The organism is Acuticoccus mangrovi, from assembly GCF_016411865.1.
In the GTDB taxonomy this organism is placed as follows: domain Bacteria; phylum Pseudomonadota; class Alphaproteobacteria; order Rhizobiales; family Amorphaceae; genus Acuticoccus; species Acuticoccus mangrovi.
Genome location: NZ_JAEKJA010000011.1, coordinates 42396 through 56773, shown reverse-complemented (window position 1 = coordinate 56773; position 14378 = coordinate 42396). Strand labels below are relative to the sequence as shown.

Annotated in this window: 11 protein-coding genes; 6 read left to right on the top strand and 5 right to left on the bottom strand. The window is 69.5% G+C overall.

Annotated elements, in window-relative coordinates:
- Positions 1–46: 46 nt before the first annotated feature.
- Positions 47–2041 (bottom strand): excinuclease ABC subunit UvrC, encoded by a 1995-nt coding sequence (gene uvrC / locus JCR33_RS14090; protein WP_198882738.1) that lies wholly within the window; start codon positions 2039–2041, stop codon positions 47–49.
- Positions 2042–2115: 74 nt separating this feature from the next.
- On the opposite strand from uvrC, the gene JCR33_RS14085 reads away from it, so the two are divergent.
- On the top strand, positions 2116–2412 hold the full coding sequence (locus JCR33_RS14085) for a hypothetical protein (RefSeq protein WP_198882737.1): 297 nt from the start codon (positions 2116–2118) through the stop codon (positions 2410–2412).
- Between the two features lie 3 nt (positions 2413–2415).
- Here the strand turns inward: JCR33_RS14085 and JCR33_RS14080 are convergent, their stop codons facing one another.
- A complete protein-coding gene (locus JCR33_RS14080; RefSeq protein ID WP_198882736.1) occupies positions 2416–3168 on the bottom strand; it encodes an SDR family oxidoreductase in 753 nt (250 codons plus the stop codon).
- A 137-nt stretch (positions 3169–3305) separates the two neighbouring features.
- Between JCR33_RS14080 and JCR33_RS14075 the strand changes: the two genes are divergently transcribed.
- Entirely contained in the window at positions 3306–4844 is a 1539-nt protein-coding gene (locus JCR33_RS14075; protein ID WP_198882735.1) for a glycosyltransferase family 39 protein, read from the top strand.
- On the opposite strand, the gene JCR33_RS14070 is transcribed toward JCR33_RS14075, so the two are convergent.
- Positions 4766–5614, bottom strand: coding sequence for a heme-dependent oxidative N-demethylase family protein (locus JCR33_RS14070; RefSeq protein WP_198882734.1), 849 nt, complete (start codon positions 5612–5614; stop codon positions 4766–4768). The two genes, JCR33_RS14075 and JCR33_RS14070, sit on opposite strands and share 79 nt — an antisense overlap.
- On the bottom strand, positions 5614–7470 hold the full coding sequence (locus tag JCR33_RS14065) for a M3 family oligoendopeptidase (RefSeq protein WP_198882733.1): 1857 nt from the start codon (positions 7468–7470) through the stop codon (positions 5614–5616). Before JCR33_RS14065 ends, JCR33_RS14070 begins: the two co-directional genes overlap by 1 nt.
- A gap of 116 nt (positions 7471–7586) precedes the next feature.
- Between JCR33_RS14065 and JCR33_RS14060 the strand changes: the two genes are divergently transcribed.
- Positions 7587–9215 carry a L,D-transpeptidase family protein gene (locus JCR33_RS14060; RefSeq protein WP_198882732.1) on the top strand — a complete coding sequence of 543 codons (1629 nt, stop codon included), beginning with the start codon at positions 7587–7589 and terminating at the stop codon, positions 9213–9215.
- A 309-nt stretch (positions 9216–9524) separates the two neighbouring features.
- Positions 9525–11222 (top strand): DUF882 domain-containing protein, encoded by a 1698-nt coding sequence (locus JCR33_RS14055; RefSeq protein WP_232372573.1) that lies wholly within the window; start codon positions 9525–9527, stop codon positions 11220–11222.
- A 205-nt stretch (positions 11223–11427) separates the two neighbouring features.
- On the opposite strand, the gene JCR33_RS14050 is transcribed toward JCR33_RS14055, so the two are convergent.
- Entirely contained in the window at positions 11428–11709 is a 282-nt protein-coding gene (locus JCR33_RS14050) for a DUF2312 domain-containing protein (protein ID WP_198882730.1), read from the bottom strand.
- 722 nt (positions 11710–12431) lie between these two features.
- Between JCR33_RS14050 and JCR33_RS14045 the strand changes: the two genes are divergently transcribed.
- Together JCR33_RS14045 and pyk are read left to right on the top strand one after the other, a co-directional pair.
- On the top strand, positions 12432–12887 hold the full coding sequence (locus JCR33_RS14045) for a DUF1036 domain-containing protein (RefSeq protein WP_198882729.1): 456 nt from the start codon (positions 12432–12434) through the stop codon (positions 12885–12887).
- On the top strand, positions 12884–14314 hold the full coding sequence (gene pyk / locus JCR33_RS14040; RefSeq protein WP_198882728.1) for a pyruvate kinase: 1431 nt from the start codon (positions 12884–12886) through the stop codon (positions 14312–14314). Before JCR33_RS14045 ends, pyk begins: the two co-directional genes overlap by 4 nt.
- Positions 14315–14378: the final 64 nt, after the last annotated feature.

The following is a 14378-nucleotide window of genomic DNA, read 5'->3' as shown; positions in this document are numbered from 1 at the left end:
TGGCGCATGGGGCGCTGCGCGCGGGACGCGGCACCGGTCGGACGGGTCAGCGTGAGGCCGGGGCGCCGGCAGCGTGGAAGTGGTCGTAGACCTTGCGGGCGACGCTCTCGGAGATGCCGTCGACGGCGACGAGATCGTCGATGCCCGCCTTGGCGACGGCCTTCGCCGTGCCGAAGTGGCGCAGCAGCGCCCGCTTGCGCGCCGCACCGATGCCGGAGATCTCGTCGAGCGGGTTCGCCACCAGCGCCTTCTTGCGCTTGGCGCGGTGGGCGCCGATGGCGAAACGGTGCGCCTCGTCCCTGAGCCGCTGGATGAAGTAGAGCACCGGGTCGCGCGGCGGCAGGCGGAAGGGCTTGCGGCCGTCGATGTGGAACTCCTCGCGCCCGGCGTCGCGGTCGACACCCTTGGCGACGCCGATCATCGGCACGTCGGTGATGCCGAGCTCCTCGAGCACGCCCTTGGCGGCGGCAAGCTGGCCCGCGCCACCATCGATCAGCACCAGATCGGGCCACGGACCGAGGCCCTCGGCCACGGGCTCGGCGGCGGTCGCCTCCTCGTGCGCCACCTCCTCGCGCGGCGTCTCCTTCAGGAGGCGGGAGAAGCGGCGGGTCAGAACCTCGCGCATCATGCCGAAATCGTCGCCGGGGGTGATGTCCTCCGAGCGGATGTTGAACTTGCGATAGTGCGCCTTGGAGAAGCCTTCCGGGCCGGCGACGATCATGCCCCCCACCGCGTGGGAGCCCATGATGTGGGAGTTGTCGTAGACCTCCACCCGGCGCGGCACCCGCGGCAGGCCGAACGTCTCGGCGACGCCGGCGAGAAGCTTCTCCTGGCTCTGCTTGTCGGCGAGGCGCCGGCCGAGCGCCTCGCGGGCGTTGGCGAGGGCGTGGTCGACGAGCTCCCGCTTCACTCCGCGCTGGGGCACCGCCACCTCCACCTTCCGCCCCGCCTTCTCGGCGAACGCCTCGGCGAGGAGCGCCCGCTCCGGCACCTCGTGCGACAGGAAGAGGGCGCGCGGCACCGGCTTGTCGTCGTAGAACTGGGCGAGAAAGGTCTGCAGCACGTCGGGCGCGTCGAGCCCCTCGTCGCGCGGGAAGAAGGCGCGGTTGCCCCAGTTCTGCCCGGTCCGGAAGAAGAACACCTGCACGCAGGTCTCGCCCCCCTCCTGGTGCACGGCGAAGACGTCGGCCTCCTCGATCCCTTGGGCGTTGATGCCCTGGTGGCTGTCGACGTGCGACAGCGAGGCGAGGCGATCGCGGATGCGGGCGGCGCGCTCGAACTCCAGCGTCTCGGCGGCGGCCTCCATCTCGGCGCCGAGCTTCTGCCGGATCGCCTTGGACTTGCCGGAGAGGAAGGCCTTCGCCTCGCCGACGAGCACTTGATAGTCGTCGACGGAGATCTCGCCGGTGCAGGGCCCGGAGCAGCGCTTGATCTGGAAGAGCAGGCAGGGCCGGGTGCGCTGCTCGTAGACGGCGTCGGAGCAGGAGCGGATCAAAAACGCCTTCTGCAGCGCGTTGATCGTCCGATCGACGGCACCCGCCGACGCGAACGGGCCGAAATAGTCCCCCTTCTGCGAGTGGGCGCCGCGGTGCTTCAGGATCTGCGGCGCCTCGTGACCGCTCGTCAGGAGGATGTAGGGAAACGACTTGTCGTCCCGCAACAAGACGTTGTACCGCGGCCGGAAGCGCTTGATGAGGTTCGCTTCGAGAAGCAGCGCCTCCGTCTCGGTGTTGGTGGTGACGAACTCCATCGCGACGGTGCGGTTGACCATCGACATGAGCCGGGCCGACAGGCCCGTCGGACGCGAATAGTTGACCACCCGCTTCCTGAGGCTGCGCGCCTTGCCGACATAGAGAACGTCGCCCTTGTCGTCGAGCATTCGGTAGACGCCGGGCGCGTTGGGCAAACGCTTCACCGTCTCGGCGATGAGCTCGAAGCCGGTCGCCTCGGTCGTCGGCCGGCGGAAGCGCACCTCCTCGCCGCCGGCTCCTCGAGCGGTGCCGTGCTCCGGCGCGTCCTTGATGCGGGAGATCTCGTTCATGGGCTCAATGTGGCGCGGCGGCGCGGTCGCTGCAATCGCCGTGCCCGATCGGATGCACAGGAGAGTCGCAATCTATGGTTGACAGGCGCTCAAAATTTGCCTTGAATGATGACAACCGCGATACACAACGCAGGTCATTTGACATGAAAACGGATGACGTCGAGAAGGCTGAAAAGTTCCGCGAAGCCGCCATCCGGCGGGTACGGAACGTCGAAACCACACTTCGGCGGGTGAGAAACTTATCGAATCAAACCTCGTACAGTTACACCGACGACGAGGTGGAGAAAATCTTCAGCCATTTGCAAACCATCCTCGACAGGACGCGCGACAGCTTCGCGCATACCCGTGAGCGGCAGCATTTTTCGCTGTAGGGCTCACTCGTTGACGAGGGCGTCGGGGGTCTCCCAGCCGAGGTGCTGACCACCGTCGAGCGCGATCATCTGCCCGGTGAGTGACGGGGTGTCGTGCAGGAAGCGGATGGTCTTGCCGAACTCGGCGAGCGCCGGGGCGCGCTGCAACAGGATGGTCGAAGTCAGCCGGTCGAACTCGTCCTGCGACTGGCTGGCGGCCGGCAGCACCGGCCCCGGTGCCACCGCCACCACGCGCACCGCGGGGGCGAGCGCCTGGGCGAGGGTGCGGGTGAGCCACCACAGCGTCGCCTTGGAGGCGCTGTAGCTCGCGTAGCGCGGCGTCGGCTTCCAGACGCGCTGGTCGATCAGGTTGACCACCAGGCCGCGGCCGGCGATGCGGGCGAATGCGCTTGCGAGCATCGCCGGCGCCTCGGCGTTGATCGCCATCTGCCGCCGCCATAGGGCGCTGTCGAGGTGCGGCGCCTCGTCGGCCTCGAAGATCGAGGCGTTGTTGACGAGCACGCCGAGCGGGCCCACGGCCTCGGTGGCGGCGGGCACCAGGCGCGCCACGTCGTCGGGGTCGGCGAGATCGCCGGTGACGACGCCGGTCGCGACGCCGTGCGCGGCGGCGAGGTCGGTGGCGAGCTCGTGCGCGGCGTCCACCGAGCGGTGGGCATGGATCGCGACGGCGTAGCCGTGTGCGGCGAGATCCGACGCGATGGCGCGCCCGATCCGACGCGCCGCGCCGGTGACCAGCGCGCTCCTTGGTTCGCTCATGCAGCCTCCTCCCGAGCCGGGGCGCAGCATCCGGTGCGCCGCGTTCCGGGTAAAGGGCCTTGACGGCAAAGCCCGATCCGCGCTTTGCCGCAGACGGGGAGAGCCATTCAGCGCCTCCCATCGGCAGGATCCATCCCATGCGCGCGAACCTCGACCGGCAGCAGAGCAGGTGGTCGCTCACGACCGTCGGCGACGGGCTCGACCGGCTGCCCGCCGCCGCGGTGGTGGCCGCCATCCTCTTTTATGTTGGCCTCGTGATGGCGGTGCGGCTGTCGCTCTCGCCCTTCCTCGAGATCGACGAGGCGCAGTTCATGGGCGCCGTGGACCTTCGCCTCGTCTACGGCAACTCCCACCCGCCGCTCTACAACTGGCTGGTGCGGGGCGCGCTCGAGCTCACCGGGTGGAACTGGCCGCTCTCGGTGGCGCTGGTGAAGGGCAGCTTGCTCGCCGCCACCCATCTCCTGACCTTCGACGCCGCCCGCCGCGTCGCCGGGGTCGCAGGGGGCGTCGTCGCGCTCGCCGCCGCGGCGCTGATGCCGCAGGTGAGCTGGATGTCGGCGCACACCCTTGCCCACTCGGTGCTGGTGATGGCGGCTGCGGCAGGGGTGGTCCACGCGACGGTGCTCATCGCGGCGCGCCCGTCGCCGGCCGCCTTCGCCTGGCTCGGCCTCGCCGCCGGCGTCGGCGCGCTCGGCAAATACAACATCGCCTTCCTGATCGTGCCGCTCGCCGTCGCCGTGGCGGCGACCCCCGCGATCCGGCGCAGCTTCGCGACGCCCGCGGCCTGGCTCGCCCCGGTGGTGTTCGTCCTCCTCGCCGGCCCGGCGCTCGTCGCCGCGGCGCTTCACCTCGGCGCCTCCACCGAGCGGCTCGAAAAGCTCTACGTTGAAAGCGGCCTCACCGGCGCGCTGGACGTCCCCTTCGTCGGGTTCGACGGGTTCCTGTCGCTGCTCCTCGCGATCCTCGCCTCGGCGGGCCTGGTGCTCGCGGCGCTGATCGTCGGCGGACGGCGGCCCGCCGGCGAGGCGGCGGCGGTCGAAAGGGTGCTCACGCTCACCCTCTTCATCGGCCTGGCGCTCGCCGCGGTCGGGGTGCTCGCGGCCGACGTCCACCTCGTGCGCGAGCGCTACCTGACGCCGCTCCTCGTCACGGTGCCGCTGATCGCCGCGCTGGAGCTCGGCCGATGGCGGTGGCGGGGCCTCTTCGTCGCCGCGGGCGTCGCCGCCTTCCTCGCCGTGCCGATCGGCATCGTCGCCATGACGATGCTCGACAAGCACCGCTTCGCCCGCCCCTATCAGGCGGTGGGCGACGCCATCGCCGCGGCGGCGCCGGCGGGGCGGATCACCGTCGCCTCGCCGCTTCCAGACCTTGCCGTCAACACCGCGCTCGCCCTGCGCTATGCCGGCCGCGACGCGGTGGCCGAGGGCGATCGCGTGCATCCCCCCGGCACCGTGCTGGTGCGGCTCTGGCCCGGCCATCGGGAACTGCCGGAGGGGGTGTGGGACGAGCCCGCCGGTCTCTGCGAGGCGGCCCGCCTCGCGCCCGATCCGGCGCTGCGCAACTGGACCCGCCGCACCATGCCGGTGACGGTGAGGATCTATACCGCCGAAGCCTGCGCGCCGATTTCTGAGAGCCGGGCGAGGATCGACGCGCGGGTCGCGGTGAGCCCCTTGTAGGCGACTTCGGCGTCGGAAAGGCCGGCGAGCTGATCGGAAAGTCCCGCCGCGAGGCGCGCCGCCTCCGGATGGCGGGCGATCGCGGCAATGGGGTCGAGCAGGATCTTGACCGTGAAGAGGATGTCGCCCGAGCCCGGCATCTTGCGCAGCGTCTGGCGCTCCACCCGCACCATCAGCGCCTCCATCGGGCCGTCGGGGCGGGGGGCCGTGTGCTTGGAGAGCGAACGGCGCATGGCGTCGCCGAACTGCAGCGACCAGTTGAGGCGCCACACGAGGGCGCCGGGCTTCAGCTGGTCGAAGATCCGGCTGACGCGGGTGCCCATCGGCCCGGCCCAGCCCGGCACGTTGGTGTGGATCGCGTCCATCGGCCGGCCGAACTTCTCGGCCGGCGACCAGGCGGTCGGAAAGCACACGGCGCTGACGGCGAGGCGCCACCCGTCCTCACCGCGCCGCATCAGCGTGAGATCGTCCTGAACGAGCATCGCCGCCCGCATGAGGGGCGGCGCGTCGGCGGCGGGCGCGGGAACCCCCGCCAGAAGCCTGCGGCGGGCGAGGTGCTCCTCGACGAGGGCGAGCGCCTCCGCCTGGGCGGCCTCGGTGTCCAGCTCGGCGAGGAACGCGTCGTCGGCGCTGGCGAAGATCTCCGCCTTCTGCGCGAGGTCGGCGGCGCGGTGGTCGTCGACCTCCAGCCACACGTCCTCCTCGAGCGGCGCCATCGCGATCGAGAAGGGGCGATGGCGGCCCGCGTAGGGCGTGTGGAGCGGCCGCATCAAGCGACGGCGTCGGCCGCTTCGAGCTCGTCGATGAGCCCGGAGATGAGGCTCAGCCCGGTCTGCCAGAAGGCCGGCTCGCGCGCATCGAGACCGAACGGGGCGAGAAGCTCCGAATGGTGCTTGGTGCCGCCGGCCGCGAGCAGGGCGAAGTAGTTCTCCGCGAAGCCGTCCGGGTTCTTCTCGTAGACGCCGTAGAGCGAGTTCACGAGGCAGTCGCCGAAGGCGTAGGCGTAGACGTAGAAGGGCGCGTTGATGAAGTGGGGGATGTAGGACCAGAACACCTCGTAGCCCTCGCCGAGCCGCACCGAGGGGCCGAGCGATTCGCGCGACACCTCCATCCAGATCTCGCCGAGGCGCTCGGAGGTGAGCTCGCCTTCGCGGCGCTCGGTGTGGACGTGGCGCTCGAAGGTGTAGAAGGCGATCTGCCGCACCACGGTGTTGAGCATGTCCTCCACCTTGGAGGCGAGCATCATGCGGCGCGTCTGGGCGTCGGGCGCAGCCTCGAGCAGCCGGCGGAAGGTGAGCATCTCGCCGAACACCGAGGCGGTTTCGGCAAGCGTCAGCGGCGTCGGCGCCATGAGCGCGCCGTTGGGGCCGGCGAGAATCTGGTGCACGCCGTGGCCGAGCTCGTGGGCGAGCGTCATCACGTCGCGCGAGCGGCCCTGATAGTTGAGCAGCACGTAGGGGTGCGCGGAGGGCACCGTGGGGTGGGCGAAGGCGCCGGGCGCCTTGCCGGGGCGCACCGGCGCGTCGATCCACGGGTTGTCGAAGAAGCGGGCGGCGAGCTCGGCGAGCTTCGGCGAGAAGCCGCCATAGGCTTCGAGCACCGTCTCCTTGGCCTTCGTCCAGGGAATGGTGCGGTCGTCGGCCTCGGGGAGGGGGGCGTTGCGGTCCCAGGTGTCGAGAGCGGGCTTGCCGAACCAGCGCGCCTTCATCCGATAGTAGCGGTGGGAGAGCCGAGGGTAGGCCTCCCGCACCGCCGACACCAGTGCGTCGACCACCTCGCCTTCGACGCGGTTGGCGAGGTGGCGCGAGGCGGCCACGTCGTCGAAGCCGCGCCAGCGGTCGGACACTTCCTTGTCCTTGGCGAGGGTGTTGGTGATGAGGGTGAAGGTGCGCTCGTTGGCCTTCAGCGCCGCGGCGATCCCGTCGGAGGCACGCTTGCGCGTCGCCTCTTCGGACGACAGCAGCTTGTTGAGCGCCTCCTCCAGCGTCACCGGGTCGCCGGCGCCGAGCGGCACGCGGATCGCCGCGATGGTGTCGTCGAAGAGGCGCGACCAGCCGACCCGGGAGGAGGCGGACTTGTCGAGGAACAGCCGCTCGATGTCGTCGGCGAGCTGGTAGGGGCGCTCCTTGCGAAGGTCCTCGATCCACGGCTTGTAGTGGGCCGCCGCCGGGTCGGCGAGGGCGGCGTCCATCACCGCGTCGTCGACCCGGTTGAGCTCCAGCGGGAAGAACAGGAGGTGGCTCGCAAGGCTCGTCAGCTTGTCGGAGAGGTCGCCGTAGGCCTTGGCGTAGGCGGGGTTCGTCGTATCGGTGGCGTAGAGCAGGCCGGCGTAGGAGCCCACCTTGCCCATGCGGTCCTCGATCGCCTCGTAGCGGGCGAGCGCTTCGCCGAGGCGCACGCCGCCGTCCGCGCCGGCGAGGGTCGTGGCGAGGGTGCCCTTGTAGGCGATCTCGAAGTCCTTGGCGTCGGCCGCCAGCGCCGCGAGGTCGCCCTTGAGCTCGGGCGCGTCGGGTGCGGCGTAGAGATCGCTGAGATCCCACTCGGGCAAGCGGCCGAGACGCGTGGCCGCTCGGGCCCGCTCGGCGGTATCGTGTGGCAAAATTGCGCGAGTGAGCGTGAAATTCATCGAGGAAGCCTTCAACGGAACGTGAGGCGGCGCCGAGCACCACTCCCACAGTGGTATCTAAGTATCCGATTTTCCCGTGGCCAGACTGTGGACGAGTGGTAGGCCGGAGCGTTTCAATGACACAGATGCAATCGTCGTGCACGCGCGCGTTGATGGCGTGGGCGACGTTGGCGGGCGCCGTTGCGCTCGCCCCGCCGGCAAGGGCCGAGGTGCCCGTCCCGCGCCTCGCTCCGACGTCGATGGTCGCGGTGGCGAGCCACTCCGCCGTCGCGGCGACGGCGCCGCTCGACGTCGGGCCCGAACTGCCGCTGCCGCGCGCCATCGAGCGCGAGGTGGCGGTGGACGTGTCCAACGCCGTCGCGGCCTTCTACGCGGCCCACGACTTCGCTCCGATCTGGACCGAGGAGCGGGCGGCCGCGCTGCGCGCCCGGCTCGCGGCCGCCGCCGGCGACGGGCTCGTCCCGGCGGACTACTACGTGCCGCGCGCGACGCCGGGCGTCCTGTCGCAGGCGGCCGAGGAGGTCTCGCTCAGCGAGGCGGCGCTGCGCTACGCGAACGACGCCCATTCGGGGCGCGTCGATCCCGCGAAGATCTCGCGCATCATGAAGATGACGCCGCCGCGGCTCGACGGCGAGCGCTTCCTGGAGCGCCTGTCGCAGGTCGCCGACATCGGCGCGGTGCTGGAGAGCGTGCATCCGCAGCATCCCCAGTATCAGGCGCTGCGGGCGAAGCTGCGGGCGATCGTCGACACCGGCCACGAGGCCCCGCCGGCGGTCGGCAAGGGGCCGAACCTCAAGCTCGGCGTGTCGGAGCCGCGCGTTGCGGTGCTGCGCTCGCGTCTCGGCGTGACGGTGATGCGCGGCACGGACCCGACGATGTTCGACGTCGGGCTCGACGTCGCGGTGAAGGACTTTCAGCGGGCCAATCGCCTCGCCGCCGACGGCATCGTCGGTCCGCGCACCATCGCCCTCCTCGACGAGGGGATCGAGGACGAGCCCACCGCCGCGCTGATCTCCAACATGGAGCGCTGGCGCTGGATGCCGCGCGACCTCGGCGAGCACTACGTGTTCGTCAACGTGCCCTCCTACCGGGTGCAGGTGATCACCGACGGCAAGGTGGTCTACGACGGTCGCGTCATCGTCGGCGCGCCCGGCAACCCGACGCCGATCTTCTCCGACGAGATCGAGCACATCGTGGTGAACCCCTATTGGAACGTGCCCTTTTCCATTGCGTCGAACGAGATGCTCGGGGCGATCGCCGCCAATCCGTCCGGCTACTTCGCCCGCCGCGGCTACGAGGCGGTGGTCAACGGACGCGTGGTGAACCCGGCCTCCATCGCCTGGAACAAGGACGCGCTGCGGCGCGTGCGCATCCGCCAGAAGCCCGGCCGCGGGAACGCGCTGGGCGACGTCAAGTTCCTGTTTCCCAACGAGTTCGCGGTCTATCTCCACGATACCTCGAGCCCGAGCCTGTTCGGCCGGTCCACCCGGGCGCTCAGCCACGGATGCGTGCGCGTCGACCAGCCGTTCGCGTTCGCCGACGCGTTGCTGTCGGAGAATCCGGACCTCAGCGGCTCGCGAATCAAGCGGATGGTGGGCGGCAATCAGAAATGGCTGAACGTCAGCCGGCACATTCCGGTGCACCTCGCCTATTTCACGCGCACGGTGGATGCGACCGGCCGGATCGAGCGCTTTGCCGACATCTACGGCTTCGACGCCCGCACCCAGCGCGCCTTGGGGCTCTGAGCGCCCGCCGGCACCGCACGGCGAGCGTGGACGACCGTGAGATTTTGTTGCCAAACGGCAACGGATGGTGGCATGGGACCTGTTGACCTTCCGCGATGGCGGCCGATCGGTTAAGCCTCCATCAAGCGTTGGTGTTTAGTGTCGAGTGTAGCGCCCAATTCCCGGCGTGCCCTGGCAATGTGTCCGACAGGGGGCGGTTTGTTTGCTCAACCACTAGTACCGGGCCTCTGCGCCTCCATGCTTTGCGCCTCCATGCGAAGGATGGTCGCACGTCCCCGCGCTGGTGGCGCGGGCGGGCCTGGCCGGCGCTTGGCATTCCGCCATGGCGCCGGATGGAGCCGGGTGGCGGCGGTGGTGCTCGCCGCAGCCGGCGCGCTGTGGGGCAGCGCCCTCGAGGCGCGCGCCGAAAATCGCACGCTGGACCTCTACTTCACCCACACCCGCGAGAGTCTGAAGATCGTCTACAAGCGCAACGGCCAGTATGTGCCGGGGGCGCTGCGCGATCTCAACCGCTTCCTGCGCGACTGGCGGCGCAACGAAGCCACCAAGATGGACCCCGAGCTGTTCGACCTGTTGTGGGACGTGCAGCAGGAGTTCGGCGGGCGCACCATCTCCGTCGTGTCGGCCTACCGCTCGCCGGCGACCAACCGGATGCTGCGCCAGCGCTCGCGCGGCGTCGCCAAGCAGTCGCAGCACATGGCCGGCCGGGCGATCGACTTCTACATCAAGGGCGTCGACCTCGCGAAGCTGCGTGCCGCGGGCATGCGGCGGCAGGTCGGCGGCGTCGGCTACTATCCGACCAGCGGCAGCCCCTTCGTGCACTTCGACACGGGCAGCGTGCGCGCCTGGCCGCGGATGTCGCGCTCGCAGCTCGTCAAGCTCTTCCCGGACGGCAAGACCCTGCACCTTCCCTCGAGCGGCAAGCCCCTCTCCGGCTATTCCGACGCGCAGCAGCTCGAGAAGGCGGGCAAGCTCGCCAAGCTCGACCATGGCCGCGGCGGTACCGGCGTTGGCGTCGGCTCGCTGTTCGCCTTTGGCGGCGGTGGCCGCAGCGCGACGAGCTCCGGAGGGACGCAGGTCGCGGCCGTCAACAGCGGCGTGATCCGCCCCGGTCAAGGCACGGCCTCGCCGCCGCCACGCACCCCGTCGCGCTCGCGGGAGGAGCCGGAAGAAAAGCCCGCCGAGGTCCAGACCGCCTCGCTCGGCGCCTCCGCGCGCGCCACGCCCGAGCCGGCGGAGGAGCGCAGCGGCGGCTTCCGTCAGCTCCCCGGCGTCTCGCTGGGCGGCCTGATCGGCCGCTTCCGCAACAGCGACGAGCCGGAGGAGGCGAGCGAGGAGCCCGAGGTGCGTCCCGTCGCGCTGCCCGACGCGCCGCTGACCGCCGTGTCGGTGGAGCCGGCGGCGGAGGAGGCGACGAGCGCTCCCGCCGGTCCGGCGCCGATCCCGCGCATCGCGCCGCGCGGCGTGCTCGAGGCGGTGCCGAGCGAGACCAACGAGGACGCCGAGGCCGAAGGCGAGGGTGACGAGGAATCGCTTCGGGCGATCACCGTCGCCGCTCTGCCGCCGCAGCGTCCGGCGAGCCTGCTGCGGACGCGGAGCGACGCGAACCCCACACCGCTCGCCTACTCCCACGGCGAGGACGTGACGGACCCGTCGTCGCCCATGAGTGCCACCACGGCGATGATCCCGCGGACCGCGATGACGCCGACGCCGCCGGGCCCCTCGGGCGCGAGCTTCGCATCGGCGCCGCAGGCCGAGGTGGGAGGTCTGCTCTCACCGGTGCGCGGCGCGAGCCCGGCGCTGATCGCCAACAGCAGCTCGATCGGCGAGGGCGATTTCTCCAGCCTCACGGCGCGCGATCACGAGGGGGCCGCACAGGGCGGCGTGCTGATGGCGCAGGGCTTCCTGGGGGCTCCGTCGGGCTTCCAGAGGGGCACGACCAACTGGCCGAGCACGAAGTCGTTCACCGGCGTCCGCATCACCGTCTACGCCCGGCCGCGCTCCTAGACTCGTCCCGCTCGAAAATACGTCCCGCTCGAGTGGAATTGCTTGAGCGGGAATAGTCTGATCCGGCGAGGAGACCGACCGCGGGATGCTCCGGGCATCGTGAGGATGCGGTGGCGGATCCAGGCGTGCGGCCGCACCCGACGATATCGATCGGAAGATCCGGAGGTCGCCCGCGGCCCTGTTTAGGTGACCGCGGGCGATCGCGTCACGCCGCTTCGGCGCGGCTCGCGGCGTCGTCCTCGCTGAAGCGCATGCCGAGGGCCTGCATGTAGAGGTCGAGCACGGCCTCCTGCTCCTGCCGCTCGTTCGGCTCCTGCTTGCGCATGCGGATGATCTGCCGCAGCACCTTCGTATCGAAGCCGTTGCCCTTGGCTTCGGCGTAGACGTCCTTGATGTCGTCGGCGATGCCCTGCTTCTCCTCCTCCAGCCGCTCGATGCGCTCGACGATCTGGCGCAGCTGTTCGCCGGCCACTCCACCATTCACCATGGCACTTCTCCCAGTTTCAGACGGCACGAGATTGCCGCAGCACGACGTGGGATCAACGCGTTCCGCGCGTCGGTCCCCGATCTTCATTGTCTTCCGCCCGCTGTGTGAAGGCCGCGTTAAATGCAAAGCCGGTCTGCAACAGAAGGGGCACTGTGATGTTGCGCTGCAGCGCCCGTCCGCGCACAAGGGTCCGGCCGACGCGGCGGCGAGGGCGACGCGCAGTTGAAGGGCGTCGTCCGAACAATCATCGCTTGCATAACGCGTGGCAAAAATAGAACAAGCTTTTGGTTTGTTGCGAGATGCAGACCCGTTTATGCTTGTTTGATGCGTCGGCCTTCGGCGCAACACCAGAAAATTGGAACGGCTTTTGCAAGAATTGAGAAACGATACGGGGGGAAACTTTTCTCAAGGGTCGGAAAAATTCAGCAAGCCAACCATCTGGGGGAAAAATTCTCGACATATAGGGCAGCTATCGAAGAGGCCTGTCGGCCCGAGGCGCCTTGTGGAGATTTCAGCTTCACGCAAGCAGAGGATGCGAGATGTCGATAACATTGTGTTGCGGGATTGATTCGCAGCCGTTAACCACAGGCCGTGTGGTGGCGTACGCGCCGCGTGTCGCCATCCCGGCGCGATTGACAAGGGGCGAGCAACCTCGCATGAACGCGTAGGTTTGCGCCGCGAACACGTTTATGATGAACGAACAATAGGACGGCTCGCAGCACATGTTCCGCTATTTTGGCCGAGTATCGCTCGCTTTCCTGCCTATCCTTCTCGCCGGCGCCGCGTTGCTGGCAATGGCTCCCGAAGCGAAGGCCGAGCTTCGGCTCTGCAACAAGACCCCCGTCCAGATCGGTATCGCCATCGGCTATAAGAGCCACCAGGACTGGGTGAGCGAAGGTTGGTGGAACCTCGAGGCAGACAGCTGCCAGGTCGTCGTCGACGGCCCGCTTCCCTCCCGCTACTACTACCTCTACGCGCTGGACTACGAAGAGGGCGGCGCCTGGGGCGGTACGGCCTTCATGTGCACTCACGACAAAGAGTTCACCATCGAAGGAACCGGCGACTGCGTGGCCCGCGGCTATGAGCGTCGAGGCTTCGTCGAAGTGGACACGGGCGACAAGCTGTCCTGGACCGTGCAGCTGACGGAGCGACCGAAGTCGGGTATCGGCGGACAATGAGACGCGCGCGACGAGTGCGGATCGTCGCGACACTCGGCCCGGCCTCCTCAGAAAAAGCGCAGATTGCGGCACTCCACGGTGCCGGCGCGGATGTCTTCCGCATCAACATGAGCCACACCGCGCACGATCAGATGCGCGCCCTCGTCGAGCGCATCCGCGCCGTGGAGACCGAGGCCGGCTCGCCCATCACCATCCTCGCCGATCTGCAAGGCCCCAAGCTGCGCGTCACCACCTTCGCCGACGACGGCGTCACGCTCGAAAACGGCGCGACGTTCGTGCTCGACAGCGACAAGTCGCCCGGCACCGTGGAGCGGGTCTATCTGCCTCATCCCGAGATCCTCACCGCGCTGCGCACCGGCCACCGGCTGCTCCTCGACGACGGTAAGATCCAGCTGAGGGTCACCGAGGCCGCCGCCAAGCGGGCCGTGACGGTGGTCGAGCAGGGCGGTTATCTGTCCAACCGGAAGGGCGTCAGCTGTCCCGACACGCTGATCGCCGTCGGCGCGCTCACCGCGAAGGACCGGAGCGATCTCGAAGCGGTGGTCGCCGCCGAGGTGGATTGGATCGCGCTCTCTTTCATCCAGCGGCCGGAGGACCTTGCCGACGCGCGCAAGATGGCACGCGGCAAGGCCGGCATCCTCTCCAAGATCGAGAAGCCGCAGGCGATCGACCGTCTCGAGGAGATCATCGAGCTGTCCGACGCGCTGATGGTCGCCCGCGGCGATCTCGGCGTCGAGATGCCGCTCGAACAGGTGCCGGGCCTGCAGAAGCGCATCGTTCGCGCCGCCCGCCGCGCCGGCAAGCCGGTGGTGGTGGCGACGCAGATGCTCGAGAGCATGATCACCTCGCCGGTGCCTACCCGCGCGGAGGTGTCGGACGTCGCGACGGCGGTGTTCGAGGGCGCCGACGCGGTCATGCTGTCGGCCGAGTCCGCCGCCGGCGAGTTTCCGGTCGAAGCCGTCGCGACCATGGACCGCGTCGCCCAGGCCGTCGAGCGTGACCTCAACTACCGCTCCGTCGTCACCGCCCAGCGCTTCGAGCCGGAGGCGACGGGGGCGGATGCGCTCGCCGTCGCGGCCCGTCAGATCGCCGAGACGCTGAACGTCAAGATCATCGCCTGCTACACGACGTCGGGCTCCACGGCGCTGCGCGTCGCCCGCGAGCGCCCGTTCGCCGAGGTGCTCGCCCTCTGCCCGGAGATCAAGACCGCCCGCCGCCTCGGCATCACCTGGGGCATCGATCCGATCGTCGCCGAGCGGGCGAGCGACGTCGACGAGTTCATCGCCGCGGCGGGCGCCGTGGCGGTCGACTACGGGATCGCCCGGACCGGGGACCGGCTCGTCGCCGTCGCCGGCGTGCCGCTCCACACGCCGGGCGTCACCAACGTGCTGCAGCTCGCCTTCGTACGCTCCTCCGACGAGCGCTGATGCGGCACGATATTGCCTCCTTGAACTGAAGGGGGCCGCGATGCTACCACTATCCTAGATGGTG